This is a genomic window from Microbacterium sp. Leaf203 (assembly GCF_001421275.1).
GTDB lineage: Bacteria > Actinomycetota > Actinomycetes > Actinomycetales > Microbacteriaceae > Microbacterium > Microbacterium testaceum_A.
On sequence record NZ_LMKF01000022.1, the window covers coordinates 454,902 to 473,691 of the forward strand.

General features: G+C 65.9%; 7 protein-coding genes and 1 pseudogene. 5 read left to right on the forward strand and 3 right to left on the reverse strand.

Annotation, left to right across the window (positions count from 1 at the left end):
• Window positions 1-2: 2 nt before the first annotated feature.
• Both ASE56_RS03390 and ASE56_RS03395 read left to right on the forward strand, forming a co-directional pair.
• A complete protein-coding gene (locus tag ASE56_RS03390; RefSeq protein WP_056224932.1) occupies window positions 3-1,658 on the forward strand; it encodes an RNA-binding domain-containing protein in 1,656 nt (551 codons plus the stop codon).
• A gap of 127 nt (window positions 1,659-1,785) precedes the next feature.
• Entirely contained in the window at window positions 1,786-4,857 is a 3,072-nt protein-coding gene (locus tag ASE56_RS03395) for a type III restriction-modification system endonuclease (RefSeq protein WP_056224934.1), read from the forward strand.
• A gap of 459 nt (window positions 4,858-5,316) precedes the next feature.
• Here ASE56_RS03395 and ASE56_RS18020 read toward each other — a convergent pair.
• Both ASE56_RS18020 and ASE56_RS03405 read right to left on the reverse strand, forming a co-directional pair.
• Window positions 5,317-6,267 (reverse strand): annotated as a pseudogene (locus tag ASE56_RS18020) (exonuclease domain-containing protein); the annotation flags it as partial.
• Between the two features lie 47 nt (window positions 6,268-6,314).
• Window positions 6,315-12,803, reverse strand: a complete 6,489-nt coding sequence (locus ASE56_RS03405; protein WP_056224936.1) for a DUF3320 domain-containing protein — start codon at window positions 12,801-12,803, stop codon at window positions 6,315-6,317.
• A gap of 209 nt (window positions 12,804-13,012) precedes the next feature.
• Here ASE56_RS03405 and ASE56_RS03410 point away from each other — a divergent pair, with 209 nt between their 5' ends.
• Entirely contained in the window at window positions 13,013-13,591 is a 579-nt protein-coding gene (locus ASE56_RS03410) for a hypothetical protein (protein ID WP_056224939.1), read from the forward strand.
• 1,213 nt (window positions 13,592-14,804) lie between these two features.
• Here the strand turns inward: ASE56_RS03410 and dnaB are convergent.
• On the reverse strand, window positions 14,805-16,172 hold the full coding sequence (gene dnaB / locus ASE56_RS03420; RefSeq protein WP_056224944.1) for a replicative DNA helicase: 1,368 nt from the start codon (window positions 16,170-16,172) through the stop codon (window positions 14,805-14,807).
• 625 nt (window positions 16,173-16,797) lie between these two features.
• Here dnaB and ASE56_RS03425 point away from each other — a divergent pair.
• Complete coding sequence (locus tag ASE56_RS03425; protein WP_056224947.1) at window positions 16,798-17,829, forward strand: hypothetical protein; 1,032 nt, start codon at window positions 16,798-16,800, stop codon at window positions 17,827-17,829.
• A 78-nt stretch (window positions 17,830-17,907) separates the two neighbouring features.
• The coding region (locus ASE56_RS17200) for a chaplin family protein (RefSeq protein WP_056224949.1) at window positions 17,908-18,790 on the forward strand (883 nt) is incomplete at its 3' end.

An 18,790-nucleotide genomic window follows, 5' to 3' on the forward strand; every position in this document is an offset into this window, starting at 1 on the left:
AGATGACTCCCGCCGAAACCTCCGCACTCCTCGATCAGCTTGTCGCCGGTTGGGAGAACGAAGTCGTCGAGTTCAAAGAAGCAGGCGAAGGGTATTCGACGAACGATATCGGCAAGTACTTTTCGGCGCTGTCGAACGAAGCCAACCTGCGCGGTGCGGACGCGGGCTGGCTCGTGTTCGGTGTCAGGAACACGACCCGCAAGATCGTCGGCACTCCCTACCGCCGAGAGTTTGATCGGCTGCAGAGCCTGAAGATGCAGGTCGCTGAGAGCGCTGAGCCGAGTGCGACCTTCGGCGAGATTCTTGAGCTCGCCCATCCCGATGGGCGCGTAATCCTGCTGAAGGTTCCTCCTGCACCCCGTGGAATCCCTATTGCGTGGAAGGGGCACTATTACGCGCGCAGCGGTGAGAGCCTGGATTCGCTGCATCTGTCGAAGCTCGACGAGATCCGTGCTCAGACATTGGCAGCCGACTGGACCGCGGTTGCCGTCCGCTCGGCCGCGATCGAGCACCTCGACCCCACTGCGATAGCCCGCGCCCGCCAGGGATTTGCCGAGCGGAACGCATCCCGCATTCCCGCTGCAGACATCGCTTCCTGGAGTGACGCGAAGTTCCTCGCCAAGGCCAGGCTGACGCGCGACGGAGACATCACGCGCGCAGCGCTCCTGCTACTCGGCGCCGACACCTCGACCCATCTATTGAGTCCCCATCCCGCGCAGTTGACGTGGAAGCTCGTCGGACAGGAATCGGCCTATCAACACTTCCGACTCCCGTTCCTTCTCAACGCGACTGAGCTGGCCAGTCAGATTAGGAATGTACAACTGCGGCTACTGCCGCCCAATGAGCTCATCTACCGCGAGATCAGCAAGTACGACGAGCGAAGCATCCTCGAGGCGCTGTACAACTGCATCGCGCATCAGGACTACACAAAGGACTCTCGGGTCATCGTCACCGAGCATGTCGACAAGCTCGTCTTCGAGAGCGTCGGCGAGTTCTACGACGGCACCCCTGACGATTATGCGCTCGACGAGCGGATTCCACGGAAGTACCGCAACCCGTTCCTCGTCGAGGCGATGACGGAACTCAACCTCATCGACCAGATGGGCTACGGCATCCATCGCATGGTGCAGGACCAAGTGCGCCGGTTCCTTCCGCTGCCGGACTACGACCTCTCCCGGTCGGACGAGGTCAGACTGACGATTCCCGGCGCTGTCATCGACGCGGCATACTCGCAGCTGCTCATGGTGCGTACCGACCTGCCATTGGACGACGTGCTCGCACTTGACCGGGTGCAGAAGCGTCTACCGATCACCGACGAGGCAGTCACACGGCTGCGCAAAGCCAAGCTCATCGAGGGACGACGCCCCCATCTGCATGTGAGCGCGGCGGTTGCCGCCGCCACGGAACGCAAAGCGGACTATATCCGCACGCGCGCGCAAGACGACGCGCACTTCTCGCAGCTGATCATCGACTACCTCCGCCAGTACGGTGGAGCGTCCCGGAAGGAGATCGACGGGCTGCTGGGCAAGTATCTGCCTGACGTGCTAGACGCCACCCAGCAAAGATCCAAAGTAACGAACCTGCTCAGCAAGATGCGTCGGGACGGAAGGATCCGCAACGCCGGCACCCAGCAGAAGCCGCGTTGGGAGCTTGTTTAGCTATGCGTCTAGGAACGATGAGCTACACAAGCGGTATACATGGGGCGGGCTGTGGGCACCCAGAAAATCGGGCGAGTTCTTGTATTCGCGGGTACCGGACTAGACAAGATCAGCAGGTGGGCACGGTATGAAGCTTCAGTTCAAGGTCCAGCAGTACCAGACCGAGGCCGTCAACGCCGTCGTCGACGTGTTCGCGGGTCAGCCGTTCGCCGACGGGGTGAAGTACCGCATCGACCCGGGCAGAGACGCCGCCGCGACGCTTCTTGAGGATGCGGGTCTGCGCAACTCCGCGATCAGCGTCTCGATGCCGCAGCTCTTGGCGAACGTCCACGGCATCCAGACTGCGCGTGGTCTGCCTCTGTCGAAGAGCCTGGTGACGTCGCCTGCCGCGCCCATCAACCTCGACGTCGAGATGGAGACCGGCACCGGCAAGACGTACGTCTACATCAAGACGATCATGGAGCTGTACAAGCGGTATGGATGGTCGAAGTACATCGTCGTCGTTCCGAGCATCGCGATCCGTGAGGGCGTGAAGAAGTCGTTCGACATCACCGCCGAGCACTTCCAGCAGACCTACGGAACGAAGCCCCGTACGTTCGTCTACAACTCGTCACGCCTGCACGAACTCGAGCGATTCTCATCCGATGCCGGCGTGCAGGTGATGATCATCAACACGCAAGCCTTCAACGCGACAGGGAAAGATGCCCGTCGCATCTACGAGGCGCTCGATGAATTCCAGTCACGCAAGCCCATCGACGTGATTGCGGCGAACCGGCCGATCCTGATCATCGATGAGCCTCAAAAGATCGAAGGCGACGGTAAAAAGGCATCCAAGTCACTGGCAGCGTTGAGTCTGTTCAACGCCCTGTTCGCGTTGCGGTACTCGGCGACGCACAAGATCGAACGCACGAAAGTTCACCGTCTAGACGCGCTGGATGCCTACAACAAGAAGCTGGTGAAGAAAATCGCCGTGCGCGGCATAACGGTGAAGGGTCTGCCTGGCAGCACCGCCTATCTCTACGTGGACGGGCTCGAAGTTGGCAAGGGAGCTGACTTCCCGAAGGCGCGCGTTGAACTCTATATGCAGCCCGCGGGAAGCTCGAGTCCGAGACCGAAGTCTGTGCGCGTGTCGAAGGGCTCCAGGCTTCACGACATCTCGAACGGCATCGAAGCGTATAAGGATCTCGTCGTCATCGATGTCGACGCGAACCAAGACTTCATTGAGCTCTCGAACGGTGAACGCATCTTCGCGGGGCAAGTCACCCATGACTTGACCGACGACGCGAAGCGTCGGATCCAGATTCGAGAGGTCATCCGGGCGCACCTAGACAAGGAGCGCACGTTGTACGCGCAGGGCATCAAGGCGCTTTCGCTATTTTTCATCGATGAGGTCGGTAAGTACCGCGATTACGCCCGAGAAGACACGCTTGGTGAGTACGCCCGCGTCTTCGAGGAAGAGTACGAGGCGCTCGTCACCGACTTTCTTAGCCAGATGGATCTCGACGAAGCGTCCGAGCGGTACCGCGCCCACTTGGAGTCGATCCCCGTGAACGAGACCCACCAGGGCTACTTCTCGATTGACAAGAAATCCGGGCACCAGGTGGACGGCTCCGTAAAAAAGACGGGTGAGACCGCCGGCCAGTCCGACGACGTCGCGGCCTACGACCTCATCCTGAAGGACAAGGAGCGACTCCTGTCATTCGAGGAGCCCGTGCGGTTCATATGGTCACACTCGGCCCTGCGAGAGGGCTGGGACAACCCGAACGTCTTCGTCATGGGAATGCTCAAGAAGAGCGACAACACCACCACACGACGACAAGAAATTGGGCGCGGCCTGCGCCTGGCGGTCGACCAACACGGTGAGCGGATGGACAACCCCGTCACTGTGCATGACATCAACGAGCTGACCGTCGTCACAGACGAGTCGTACTCAGATTTTGTGGCCGCGCTGCAGAGGGAGATCGTCGAGTCGCTCAGCGCCCGACCTCGCAAGGCAAGCCCAGAGTTCTTTGCGGGCAAGGTCGTGGAGGATCCCACGACGGGCGAGAAGGTCACGATCACAGACGACCAGGCGAAGCAACTGCAGTTCTGGCTCACAACGAATGGCTTCATCGACTACGAACAGCACCTCACCGACAAATGGATTGGCCGCGCTGACCTCGACATCCCGGCGATGCCGGCGGGGCTCGAGCATTACCACCACCAGGTCGCGGAGCTGATCGACTCCCTCCACCTTGACATCCCTGCACCGGCTGATGGGCGGAAGCCGAAGAAGGTCCCTCTCAACGAGTCGAACTTCCACAGACGCGAATTTCAGGAGCTGTGGGGGCGGATCAACCACAAGGCGGTTTACCAGGTGGAGTTCGACTCGACCGAGCTGATCCGCAACTGCATCCACACGCTCGACAAGGCGCTTACGGTGACCGTCATGCAGTACGTCGTGCAGAGGGGCGTCCAACTCGCTTCCCTCGAAGCCACACAGCTCGAGGCAGGTGAGGGATTCAAGGTCGCGACCACCAAGATCGAAGAGTCCGCACTCTCAGCTGGTTCGACGGTGAAGTACGACTTGCTCGGCGAGATCGCTGAGAAGACTCAGCTCACCCGGCGGACCTGCGCGGCGATCCTCACTGGGATCAACCCGGCGACGTTTGCGAAGTTCAAGCAGAACCCCGAGCAATTCATCACCGAGACGGCACGGCTCATCAACGAGCAGAAGGCGGCCGTCATCGTCGAGCACCTCACATACGACGCTCTCGAAGACCATTACGACTCATCTATCTTTACCGAGAGCCAAACCGCCCAAGACCTGTCGAAGGCGGGGGACAAGCTGAGGAAGAGCGTCTACGAATACGTGGTCACCGACTCCAAGGTGGAACGATCGTTCGTCACCGAGCTCGACACCAGCGACGAGGTCGTCGTGTACTCGAAGCTGCCGCGCGGCTTCTTCATCCCCACGCCAGTCGGCGACTACAACCCCGACTGGGCGATCGCCTTCCGCGAGGGCAGTGTCAAGCACGTCTACTTCGTCGCAGAGACCAAAGGATCTCTGTCCACGCTTCAGCTCAAGGGCGTCGAGAACGCGAAGATCGAGTGCGCGCGTAGGTTCTTCGCAACGCTGAACATAGATTCTGATCGAGAGGTCACCTACGACGTCGTGTCTGACTACGACCAACTTATGCAGCTTGTCGCACCACGATAGGAGCGGTTACAGAGAACGCGGGGGTGGCGCTCAGTACCCCAAATACTCACGCAGGATCATCACCAGCGGACGCTCCGCATCCGTGCACGGCTCGGCGAACCCGTCCTCACCGAGCTCGGCGGTGTACTCGACGTCAAACACCGCAGATCAATTCGCGGCGTGCGCCTCGCGCCCCCCGAATTCGTGACACGACTCGATCACCGCGAAGCCGTATCCGGAGCGCCACCTACACGCTGAGGCGCCGCGGCGCCGCTAGTCAGCAGCCCCCAGCCCCATCAACCTCTCCAGCCCCTCCTCCGTGATGATCGGAATCCCCCACGCCCGCGCCTGCCGCGCCTTCCCCGACATCGAATCGGGATCGGCTGCCACGAGCACCTTGGCCTTCTTCACCATGCTGTCCTTCGGGATCAGACCGCGCTCGGTGAGGATGTCGAACCACGCCGCTCGATCTCGGCGGGNTGCGGCATCCGGTTTCGAAGCGGCGCCGGCGATCGTCTGCGCGTCGATCTCGAGCAGGCCGCCGATCTTCTGGATATCGGCCCATTCGTCAGCGGTGAGCTGGTCGTCCGCCCAGGCCGCCGAAACCAACCCGTCGAAGTAGGCGCGGTGGATTCGGCGGACCGCCGTGCTCGAAAGGTTCAGGTCGGCGGCGAAACGGATGAGGTCCTCGGTCTCCGTGGCGGACATGTACCGATCGAGGAGGACGCGGTCGAGCAGAGCGAGGTAGTCGAGGCTCAGGGCGCCGTCGTCGACGGCGGCATCGACCGCTACGTCCACGTGCAGCCGCTCGAGAACGGACCGCGGCGCCGTGTCGGAGTCCGTGCGCGCCAGCCACGCTGTCGTATCGCACGGCTCATCCGGCCACTCCCCCGGGGTCGCGAGCCACCCATCCCACCATGCGGGATCGTGACCCGCGCCGATGTAGGCGCGAAGGAGCGCTGCCGCAGCGAGGGCATCGGCCGAGGCGCGATGAGCGTTCTCCATCGCATATCCGATGGCGGCGCTGCAGTCGGCGAGACTCCGATTGCCCGGCAGGAACGTGCCCGCGAGCTGCATCGTGCACATCCAGTACGCGTGATCGGGACAGGCCAGCCCGGCCTGCTGCATCGAGTGAGACAAGAATCGCGCGTCGAAACTGGCGTTGTGCGCGACCGGCACCCGTCCGCGTAGCAACGAGGCGATGGACGGGGCAAGCGCGCTGAACTCCGGAGCTCGCGCGGCCGCAGCGGCGCTGATGCCGTGGATGCGCTGCGCACCCATGTCGCGCATCGGATTGACGAGTGTTTCCCAGACTCCCTCGACGACGCCCGTCGGTGAGACATGCACGATCGCCACCTCGACGATGCGATCGTGCTTCTGCGGAAAGAGACCTGTCGTCTCGAGATCGATGACTGCGAATCCTCGCACCATGTTGCGCCCCCAAGGTAAATCGACGTCACTCTATCCGCCGTCGGGAATCAGAATCGCGCGACATACGCTCCCGACGGCGCAAGCTCGACCCGTCGGGTGGCCACCGCCACCGTCAGCGCCTCGGCAAGTCGCTCGGAGATCTGCGTCGTCATCCGCTTTCCACCGAGCAGCCGCAGAGCTTCTCGTTTGATCTCGTCCTCGCGCACCCCACCGCCGAGTTCAGCGACAACGGCCATCGCGTTCGCGATCTCCTCCAGAGCGACGGACTCGAGCGGTCGGCTCTCCCCCGGGCTACTCGTGCGAACGTCTCGCCACGTCGACACATCCGCGTCCGCAGGCCAGACGAACTGCTCGTCGCCCTGGCGAGTGTGAGCATCCGGGATAAGCCGGAGGATCGCTGCGGCCCGGGCGCCCGATACACGTGACAGTCCGAATGCTTCCGCCACCACTCGCGCCAAGCGTGCTCGAGAGATCGGCCCCTCGGCGGCGATGGCCTCCACGATGGCGGAGCGAACCCGCCCGGAAGCAGACGGGCTCGGGAGAGCGTCGAGCACAGAGACTCCCCCGGACACGGGGATCGGCCAGGGCACGAAGGCGCGGACGTGCGGATGCGCCACGCTGACGGCATCCTCGTCTTTCTGTTCTGCCGGCATTGCCGCGCGCAGAAGCTCAACCGGCTCCTCCATTGGGGGCTCATCGAGATCCTCGACCCGCTCCACCGGCGCGTCTGACACAGACCGACCACCGGCCTCGGCGGCCTGAACCGCCGCGACGAGGCGGTCGGCCGTGGCATCCGGATCATCCAGCCATTCCGGCAGCCACACCCTTTCGATCCCCGGCCAGCGCATCAACCCGCCGAGGACATCGACAGGTAGGCCATCGCGGTCGGCCACCGTGCGGCGCGCGCGCCACCCCTCGCCGTCGAGCAGGACGGCGATGAGCGGCTGGGCGGGGTCGGACACGGATGCCAGCGTGAGATCGATACGGAAGTCCGAGAGTCCGACGTCCGTCTTCACGACGAGTCCACGCTCGGTCAGAACCGCGGCGATCTCGTCACGGTGCCGATCGATAACGGGCACCCGAAGCGTGGAGTCATCGGTGGGTGCGACTCCGCGGGCGGCGAGCTCGAGGTAGGACTTCAGGTCTTTGAGCCCACGGGCCGAGGTCTGCTCGGCACGAAGCTCAGCGGGATCGAAGCTCGCATACAGCACGACCTGTCGTCGCGCACGAGTCACCGCGACATTCAGCCGGCGTTCTCCGCCCGCACGCGAGAGCGGCCCGAAGTTCAGCGGGAGCATTCCGCGCTCGTTCTTGCTGAAGGCGACCGAGAACAGAATGGTGTCGCGCTCGTCGCCCTGCACGCTTTCGAGGTTCTTCACAAACAATCCATCGCGCTCATCGAGCGCGCGACCGATGCGTTCGTCCGCGGCGTCACGCAGCATGTTGTCGATGAGGTCGCGCTGCTGAACGTTGAACGTGATGATGCCGATCGATGGCGCCGCGTCGCCGGCGGCAGCGAACCGACGGACCACCTCGTCGACGATCGCCTGCGCTTCGACGAGGTTCGTTCGAAGAACTCCACGCCCACCCGAACGCTCGAACCGACCGTCGACGCGCACGAGCGAGAGACCGTAGTCGGGCTTCGTCGCGGCGAGCGCGCCGGGTGCAGACGCGGTGAACTCACGCAGTGGCGCCGGGAACGACGACAGGCGGCTCTCGTAATACTGGTGGTTGCTGAAGGCGATGAGCGCTTCATCTTGGCTGCGGTAGTGCCACGAGAGCCACTTGCTCGGAACCCGCGCTTGGGTGCACTCCGTGAGGATGGACTCCTCATCCGCGACGACACCCGCATCAGCCTCAGCCTCGTCGACATCGGCCGTCACCTCGGCGAAGGTCGACGGAGGCATCTGCTTGGAGTCTCCGACGACCACGACAGAACGCGCTCGCCCCATTGCCCCCACGGCATCCGCGACGCGAATCTGCGAAGCCTCGTCGAACACCACGATGTCGAACATCCCGGCGCGGGCGGGGAAGAACCGGGCGACTGATTCCGGACTCATCAGCATGCACGGCGTGATCTGGGTGATCAGTTCGCCGTACTTGTCCATGAGCGTCCGCACGCTGTCCCCACCACGCTGCCGCGAGAGCTGACGTTTGAGCGCGCCCATCTCGCCGCCGTCGAAGGTCGGGTCGAACCGCCGCTGGGAGAGGATGTCAGCCGGCAGAGCCCGCGGAAGCTCGCCGCGGATGGCTGCCGAGCTCGCGGCGAACCGCCCGATCGTCCGGTTGTGCGCGGCGGGATCGAAGTCGTTCAGTGCGGTGGCGTCCTCGCGTTCTTCGAGGGACGCCGACGCGACCCCCTTGTCGAAGGCGAGCGCCGCGTCGTCAGCACGGACGCGCCCCGCCAGGATCGCCTCCCGCACTTTGCTCATCCCATGTCGCCGCAGGGGCTCCACGTGCCGGAGCAGGTCGATCCAGCGGCCGAGAGTGACCGGTTCGGTCGTCGCGGGGTTCCGCGCCGTACGCGTGCGTTCCCAGCTCGATGCGACTCCTTCATCGCCGGCCCAGGCGGCGAGGGGGTCACGTGACGCCCCGCCTCCTGCGGCAGCTGCCATCGCCCGCCACGCCGCGGCGAGCGCCGCGTACCGCTCGGCCGACGCCGCATCGGGGGCCGTCGTCTCGTAGACACGGCGCAGGTCGGAGCGGAGATCTCCGGCAGGCGAGACATCGGAAGCGAGCGTCCGCGAGAGCCACCCCACCCACGTGAGGGCTGCGCCCACCTGCTCCGCCGCGCCGGGCATGTAGGGATTGAAATCGGCGGGCGCAACCGCGACGGGCTGTCGCTGCAGCTCACCGCGCAGCTCGTCGACCTGTGCAGCCGTCTCGGCCATGGCGCCGGTCAGCGTAGAGAGACCGCGCAGGTCGATCGCGGTCTGCTCGACGCGCAGGTCGGCCGCGAACTGGGCCAGCACTGCACGCCGACGTTTCTTGCGGCCGAAGAACGAGGACGCATCCGCAGCCAGGGCGGTGGCGTGGATCTCGCGAACGTTCCGAGAGAACACCCGCGGATCGACCTGCGCAAACCATGCGGGCGGCTGCGCGGCCGCCGTTGCGAGCCGCCGGGCGAGATCGTCGATCGACTCGGGCTGAACGCGGTCGAGGGCATCGAGCGCATGGCGCGGCGCCCGAGCGACACCCGCCCACGCCTCCATCTGCTGGGGCTCACGCGCGCGAGACACCAGCTCACTCGGGCCGACGGCTGCGAGAGCCTCGTCGAAGGCGCGGGCCGCGCTGTGCAGAGAGGCCGCATCGATAGCGGGATCGTCGACGAACCCCCACGGATGGGTGGCTGCCGGACGGGCGAGATCACTGACCGCGGGAAGCGCACGCAGTGTCGCGCGCAGCTGGTCGATGTGATCTCCCGAGGCGACCAGAGAGTGGGGCACATCCAGTGGCGGAATGTCCGTCGCCGATGCCAGCAGCTGCGATCGAGCCGAGTACAGGGACAGACCCGCCGCGTTCGGTTCGTGCACCCGCTGCGCGTAGCGCGACAGCGCTCCGCGACTGGACTCCGCCGCCTCACGTTGTGCGGACAGCGCGGCCCGATCGGGCCGGGCAGTGGCGTCGAGCGCCGCCCGGAGCTGCTCGCGCACGGCATTCGGCCGCGCACCCTTGTCGTGCAGGTCGAGCGAGAAGGCGCCGAGTCCGACGGCATCCAATCGATCTTTCACGACCTCCAGCGCCGCGCGCTTCTCTGCGACGAAGAGCACGCGCTTGCCGGAGGCCAACGACCGCGCCAGCAGGTTCGTGATGGTCTGCGATTTACCGGTGCCCGGAGGACCTTCGAGCACGAACGTGCGACCCTCGACGGCTTCCACCACGGCCTCGAGCTGCGAAGAGTCCGCGGAGACGGGAACCTGCGCCGAGAGCGCATCGAGATCGACGTCGACCGGCGCCGGTACAGCGTCGACGTACGCCTCGTTCGGCGAACTGATGAGGTGGGTGACGAGCGAGTTCGTCGCAAGCTCTTCCCAGTTGTCGTCGAGATCCTTCCACAGGCGGAACTTCGCGAACTGCAGGATGCCGAGGTGCACGGTGTCCTCGACGACGAAGGGCCGCTTGGCGTCGACCATCGCCTGGCGTACCGCATCGAACGCTGCGCCCAGGTCGATCCCCGCGGCATCCGTCGCCGGATTCGCGAGCCCGGGCACCTCGATGCCGAAGCTCACCTTCAGCTTCTCGAGGAGGCAGTAGTTCGGCGTGGACGCACCCGCTTCGTCGAGGACGAGGCGGAAGGACTGGCCACGCGACACACTTTCCAACGTCACCGGGACGAGAACGAGCGGCGACTGCAGCTGCCGGTCGTTGAACTCCCAACGCAGGGTGCCGAACGCGAGGTACAGGTTGTTCGCGCCGGTCTCTTCGGTGACCGTCTTGGCTTTCGCGGCCAGAGCGCGCAGCCTCGCCGTATAGGCCGCTTGCGTGACGTCAGTCAGGTGCGCCTGCCGCTTATCGGCCAGAAGCGCCTCTCGTTCGGCATCGTCGCGGTCGCGACCGAAGCGGATGCCCCGCTCTCGCGCGATCTCGGGAACGTCGTCGGACGCGAGAAGCGTGACGCTTGCGCCTCCGTTGATCATGTCCTCGAGCCGGCCGAGTGCCGCGCCGGGCACCGCGAGCTGGTACCCGGCGCGACTCGTGAAGTTGATGAGGCGATTGCGGAGACTCAGGTCGAGCAGTGCGTTCTTCCACTGCGCCACCCGCGGTGGAGCCAGTGCGCGGCCCTGCGCATCGCGCTGGTCGGCGACGAACGGCGCCAGGACGCGGTCGAGCGGTCGATACTTGACGACGGTCACCTCACCATCGGGACCCACGGTACGACTGGGCAGCGGGAAGATGCCGTTCTCCCGGGCCGCGCGCACGTCAGTGATGCCGAGGATCTCATCGCGACGGGCTTCGAGGTACGCCTGGGGCGTAGCGCGGGCGACGTCGAACGTGGCGGATGCTGCACCACCGGTCACCTGCGTCGTCTCGAGCAACGAGATCCGACCCAGCTTTGTGAGGTTGACCGCTTCCTCGATGTCGGTGGTCGCGGGCAGACCGAGGCTGCCGTTCTCACGCCAATACCCGAGGAAGATATGCCCGTCCACCATCCACAACGTCGAGTTGATCCCAACTTGTTCGAGCAACGCGGCGAGCGTCAACGTCGTGTCGAGGCACGTTCCGAGCCGTCCCTCGAGCACCTCCTGCGGGGTGCGAATCTTTTGACCGCTCAGGCCCCAACTCGCAGGAGGCTCCGCGTAACGGATGTCGCATTCGCGCACTGCATCCCAGATGGCCGCGACCATGGCGTCCACCCTCGCCGGGTTGTCACTCTGATAACCGTCAAGCTCCGTGCGACCGCTCGACTGCCCCAGCAGGTCCGAAGCTCGCTGAAGGACAGGCGTCAGTGCGGCCGCCTGCGGCTGAGCGAATGATGCGAGAAGCTCGAGGCCGAGGTGCAGCTCCCGGGCGATCCACTGGTTCGCGGCCAGAACAGTGACCGGATGCCGATGCTCGGCGATCAATCCGCCGTCCGGTCCGCGCAGAGTGAGAGTGATGGAGCCAGGCTGCTCCGTATCAACCTGGAGCATCGGAGCGGGATCGAGCGAGAGCAGGTCGAGCCCCGCGAGTGTCTTCAGACCGGGCGCGAGGTCGAGGATCACGACCTTGGGCGCCCCCAGGGAACCGCCGGCCGTGGCTGCCTCGATCTCGAGAGATGCTCCGCGAAGCTCGGGCCCGGCGTAAGAGACCCGCACCTCCTGCACGGGAACGATGCGCGCGTGCGCCATGGCATAGCTGAGCTCGCTGACCGCGTCGAGCGAGAGACGCGCGCTCGGCGTCGGCGCAGGTGGGGGCACCGATGCGTCCGTCTCGGGCTGCTCGCGCAGCTGACGGCGGGTGAGGGGCGATGTCGTCTCCGCTTCCGACGCGACGGATTGTGCGGCGGAGGCGGCCGGGTCGGTCGATGAAGGGAGCACGGTTGTCGGTGGCGCGGGGAGCCTCGCGCTTGTCGGCGCGCTAGGCGGCGCGGGGAGCGAGCGGCCGGCAGCCCCGCCACCCAAAGCCGAGAGCACTACCGGCTTACGTGCCGCGATCCGCTGCGCTTCGTCGATCGCGCCGACTTCGCGGAGGAGCAACTCAGCCGAGTCGAGAGCGCGGTACGTCTCGGCGAGACTGAACTCGACCTGGTGCGCATGCTTGTTGCGCACCTCGCGCATCTCGCTCGCCCAATTCGTGGCTTGGCGAGAAAGGTGACCATCAAAGGGGTACCCGAGGTTACCCAGCTTCTCAGTCATCACTCGCAACATCAGTCCGACGTCATTTGCGTGATGGTGGGAGGTGGGTCTGCCCGCGAGCTCATCTTTGTGAGCCACGATCTGAACCCACGAAGGTCCCCCGGGGAGACGTTCCGCGAATACTCGCTCAATGAACGGGCGCAGGCCTTCTGCCAGGTCGTCGACGGAGCCGCCGATGATCTGACGCGTATCGATAGTCAAGACATTCCCCCCAGCGCCCGTTGTGAATCAGCCGCGGTCTCGGAGCCTGAATGACTCGGGAGCACGCGCTTCGGGACGCAACCCTCTCTATCTTGCTCGTTCGCGCCCACTCACGCCTGCACTGGCGCAGGTCGTCGACTCCGGCGCCAACGTGCGACGGTCCTGGCTTGGCCTAGCCCATGTCGTCACCCCGGAGTACCCTCCCCACCATGAGCCCCGCCACTCTGTTCCTCCACGCCGACGCCGCGCTCCGCGAGGTCGTCGATCAGCTCGATCCGGATGACTTCTCGGCATCCGTGCCGAAGGAGTGGAGTCAGCTCGAGTCGCCGACGCTGCTCGGCATCCTCGAGCGCCACGCCTACGACGAAGCCTGGGTTCCCGCCGTGATCGCGGGACGCGCGGCCGCCGACGGCGACCCCTTCGCCGATGTCGACCTGATGGGCGACGATCCGATCGCCTCGTACGACGCCCTCAACGACAAGGCCACGGCCGCGGTCCGCGCGGGTGAGTTCGCGGGTACCTTCCACTTCACCTACGGGGACTACCCCGCCGACGAGGGCTTCGCGCACCTCGCGACGTACCGCGCTTTCCAGGCGTGGTCGATCGCGAAGGAGTTCGGCATCCCGTTCCACCTCTCCCCCGAGCTCATCGAGGGGATGAATGAACACGTCACCCCGCACGCCGACGAGTGGCGTCAGTGGGGCGTCTTCCCGCCGGCCATCGACCCGCCGGCGGGCGCCGACGACGAGACCGTGCTGCTGTGCACGCTGGGGTTTTGGAAGCCGTGAGCACCCTGGTCACGTCCCCGACGACATGTCGATGAACCGCGACTCGCGGCAACCCCTTCATCATCGTGCCGGCCAGACCGATGATGATCAGGCGATCCGCACCGGCGTTCCCGTACGAGTGCTCGCGTCGAACGCCGCATCCATCACCATGAGCAGCGGTCGACCAGCGGTCGTCCTCACGACGTAGTCGTCGAGCAACGTCATCGTCTCAGCGTGTCGGTTCCTCAGGGTGGGAGGACTGGGGGTCGCCTCGATGCGGAACGCCGGCTCGATAGCTGTCGGCTGGGGGTCGCCATGCGGGATGTGCCGAGTCAGGGCGGAGGGGTGAGGTGTCTCGCACGGGAAGCGGTATGAGACTGCGACCTGTGTCGGACACCGCGATGGGTGCCCGACGCAGGTCGCGCGTCTTACTTGTCGAACGTGAAGGTCAGCTCAGCGCCATCCCCGGTGGACGTCATGGTGACGCCTTCCGGAAGCGGGTTCTCTGATGTCCAAGCCGATTCCTGGTTCTGCTCTGCTTGGGGTGCGGCCGCCATTCTGCGGCGGCGCGTCACGCGGCGCGGGCGGTTGGGGCGATCAGTCGCGGACATCTCTGCACTTCTCGTTTATTCGCGGGTCGAGTCGGTGCGAAGAATGATGGTTTCTTGAGTGCCGCCACCGTCAGCCGGCTTGCCGCGGAGGCGGTAGAAGTCGGGTGATCCTGCCCGTACGAAGAGCTCGTACGGGTTTCCCTGGGCATGCTCATCAGCCCACCGCAGGGCTTGGTCGAGATCACCGTTGGTCAGTTCCCAGTCGTCCACTTGCCACGCGAAGCCGTCTGCGGACGGAGGGGCCCAGAGGCGCACGCGAAAGATGGCTCCCTCTTGTATCGCCACTGGGGGCACAAGCTCTTCTTGCATCGTTCCCTCCCTCGCCCCCATAGGCATTGGGCAACTCGTGACGACATCCTTCGCCGTCCCCCAAGGATCTCGTCGGGGGCCACGCTTGACTCAAGACCCCCACTCGAGTTCATTCGGAGGCTATCGATGCCGACCGCGCTCCGGCACCCGCCATTCGGGGGACACGTTCCCACACCCCTCGAAGGGCTCGATCCCGAACCGACGCTGCGGCCGTCACGGCGTGCTCGGCGGCGTCGACGTGAACACCGCATGCTGATGAACGTCGGATAGCCGCGTAAGCCGCCAACTGCACGGCGCACCTACCGCCGGATGAACTACATCCCCGGCGCCATGTCCGTGAACCGCGAGTAGTGCCCCTGGAACGCGACCGTGATCGTGTCGGTCGGGCCGTTACGGTGCTTCGCCACGATCAGGTCGGCCTCGCCGGCGCGCGGGGAGTCCTTCTCGTACGCGGCCTCGCGGTGCAGCAGCACCACCATGTCGGCGTCCTGCTCGATCGAGCCCGACTCACGCAGGTCGCTCAGGGCCGGCTTCTTGTCGGCGCGCTGCTCGGCGCCACGGTTCAGCTGCGAGAGGGCGATGACCGGAACCTGCAGCTCCTTCGCCATCAGCTTGAGCGCACGCGAGAACTCACTGACCTCTTGCTGGCGCGACTCGACGCGCTTACCGCTGGTGAGCAGCTGCAGGTAGTCGATGACGACCATCTTCAGGCCCTCGCGCTGCTTGAGGCGACGGCACTTCGCGCGGATCTCGACGAGCGTCATGTTGGGGCTGTCGTCGATGTAGAGGGGCGCGTCGTTGATGCGACCGCGGGTGGAGGCCACCGTGGTCCAGTCGCGCGAGTCGAGCGTTCCCTTGCGCATGCTCTGCAGGGGGATCTGACCCTCGGCGCTCAGCAGGCGCATGGCGATCTCGCTGCGACCCATTTCGAGCGAGAAGAAGATGCAGGGCGCGTTGGCGCGGATCGCGGCGGCGCGGGCGAAGTCGAGCGCGAGCGTCGACTTACCCATGGCGGGGCGCGCGGCGAGCACGATCATCTGACCGGGGTGCAGACCGTTGGTGAGCTGGTCGAGACCGGCGAAGCCGGTGGGAATGCCCGTCATCGACCCGTCGCGGCCGCGAGCGGCCTCGATCTCTTCGACCGCGGCATCCACGGCCGTCGTCAGGGGGATGTAGTCCTCGGCGCTGTCATCGCCCGAGACGTTGTAGATCTCGGCCTGGGCGCTGTTGACGAGCTCGACCGGGTCGCCCTCGCCCGCGTAGCCCATCTGCACGATGCGCGTGCCGGCCTCGACCAGGCGACGCAGCATCGCGCGCTCGGCCACGATCGAGGCGTAGTAGCCGGCGTTGGCGGCGGTCGGCACGATCGAGGTGAGCGTGTGGAGGTAGTCCGCTCCCCCGGCGCGCTGCAGCTCGCCCGTCTTGATCAGCTCGTCGGTGACGGCGACGACGTCGGTCGGCTCGCCGTGCGAGTAGAGGGTGAGGATGGCCTCGAAGATCAGCTCATGCTTCGGCACGTAGAAGTCGGGTCCGCGGAGCGACTCGATGACATCGGCCACGGCGTCCTTCGACAGCAGCATGCCGCCTAGAGCGCTCTGCTCGGCGAGCATGTCGTGCGGGGGCGTGCGCTCGGGGCGCGGCGCCTTTCCGAGACGTTCTTCGGCGATATCGGCGATCGACACGGGCTCTCCTTCGGTTCTCGGGCACCCCTGGCCGGGCCTCGCGCGCGTGCAGAACGACGCGGAAACGGGGCTCGGGGCGGCCTCGGCAGCATGGAATCACCGACGTCCGACATCGACGCGCGCGGCAACGTGATCCAGCTGCCCGAGGGGCTGCACCCACGCTAGATACCGCTTCCTCCACACGCAAATGAACCTGTGGATAACTCTGTGGAGAGACTGCGGGAAACGCCGCCAGGGCTGTGCACAAGTGCTGTGGAGAACTACGTGGATGGATGCGAATATCGGGCGTGTATGCGCCGTTGATCTGGGCTTTATTTGTCCACAGTTTTCCTGGGGAAATCCCGTGTGAAGTGGACGTTGAAGGTTCCTGCTAGGAGCATTCACATGTGTACAACTCGGGGGATAACTCGTCGTCCGCCTACCGACCCGGAGCCCTCCGTGTCAAATTTTTCTTCACCCTCCGGCGTGTCGCCTTTCACCCGCTCGTCACCCTCCAACTACTTAGATTTCACCCGACCTCTTCCGCCCGGGTGAATCCGGGCGTAACGTCGCCGCCCACAGGTTTCGGAGATTCACCTTTGGGGGGCGAATCATGGAGAACGCGTCCGGTCGGGGGGCACCGCACATGCTGCGGATGCTCCTCGTCGGCGTGTCCACCGCCCTCGGAGCAGCAGCTCTCTCCGTCGCTCTCTCGGCCTCTCCCGCCTCTGCGGACGACGGCTCGGGCGGGCTGCTCGGCACCATCGGCTCCACCGTGAACCAGGTCACCGACACGGTCGACGAGGTCGTCGGAACGGTCGTCTCGCCCACGGTCGAGCACGTCACCGAGACGGTCGCTCCCGTGACGCAGGTCGTCACCGAGGTCGCACCCGCCCCCGTCGCCGATGTCGTGACGACCACCACCGACACCGTTGCGAACACGGTGTCCGAGGTCGTCGACACCGCCGATTCCACCGTCGGCAGCACGGTCGACACGGTCGGAGACGTCGTCACCGACGTCGCCGGCTCGGGGGTCGTGGGCGAGGTCGTCGCCCCCGTGGTCGACACCGTTCAGACGGTCCCCGTCGTGGGCGACGTGGTCAGCTCGATCGGCCTCGGAGACCTCATTTCGGGCGTCACCGACGCCGTCGACGCGGCCCTGCCCGTCATCGTCGGCACCCTCCCCCCGATCTCCCCCGTCATCCCCACGATTCCGGGCGTCCCGACGGTTCCCGGTGGCGACATCACCACCCCGATCATCGACATCGTGCCCGCCGAGATCTTCTCGGCAGCGGCCGTGAGCGATGCCACGGCGGTCGTCACCGGCATCCTCTCGACGGATCCCTCCCTCGTTCCGTCGTCGTCCCGCACGGCCCCCTCGAGCGGGGCGGCGACGGTCTTCAGCGCCACCTCGACGGGCGAGGTCTCTGCCGCCGTCGCCGGTGCGCAGAGCGCCCCCTCCGGGCCGCGGGGATCCGACGAACCCCTCACGACCTTCGGCGCCAGCACGGGCACCAGCTCGTCGGCATCCGGAAACTCCGGCTCGGGCGGCATGGGCGCCGCCACCGCCGACAGCGCCAAGCTCTTCACCGCTTCGCTTCTTCTCGACCGCCGGAACGTCGTCGACGACGACTTGCCCGGCACCCCGGTCTTCGGCACCGACGTCTCTCCTGACTGAGGACGGTCGCACCGTGCATCGCACGGCAGACGACCCCGCGCTTTCGCGCACCCTCATTCATCTACAGGAGAAACTCTCATGCGCAAGATCTACTCGCGTGTCCTTCTGGGCACGCTCGTCGGAGGCGGCCTCGCCGTCCTCGGAGCCGGCATCGCCAATGCCGCAGACACCTCAGGCGTCGACGGTCTGCTCTCGGGCGACCAGGTCGGTGTCTCGGTCAACCTCCCGGTCACCGTCGGCGGCAACGCCGTCTCGGTGCTCGGAGACAGCACCAGCGACGGCGCCGATACGTCGGCCCCCGCAGCCCCCGCACCCGCACCCGTCACCATCACCGACGGCAGCGACGGCGTGGGCTCGGGGAACCAGGGCCTCGTGTCGGTCAACGTCCCCGTGACGGTCGGCGGCAACGCCGTCTCGGTCATCGGAGACAGCCAGAGCACGGATGCCGACTCCTCGGCGCCCGCACCCGAGGCCGCGGCCCCCGCGGCTGACAGCAGCACCGACGGCAGCGACAGCGTCGCCGGCGGCAACCAGGGCGTCATCTCGGTCGAGGCTCCGGTCACCATCGGCGGCAACGCGGTCTCGGTGATCGGCGACAGCAGCACCGACAACGCCGGAACCACCGGCGGCAGCACCTCCGGCTCGACCGGCGGCAGCACCGTCACCGACGGCACCGACGGCATCGGCGGCGGCAACGTCGTCGACGCCCCGGTCGGCCTGCCCGTCACCATCGGCGGCAACGCCGTGTCGGTGATCGGTGACAGCGTCTCGAACGACGCCGACACCACCGGCGGCACCACGGGCGGCACCGGCTCGACCGGCGGCACCGTGACCGACGGAACCGACGGCATCCTCGGCGGCAACGTCATCGGCCTCCCGGTGGGCGTGCCCATCACGGTCGGCGGCAACGCCGTCTCGGGCATCGGCGACAGCGTCACCGACGGCGCCACCACCACCGGCG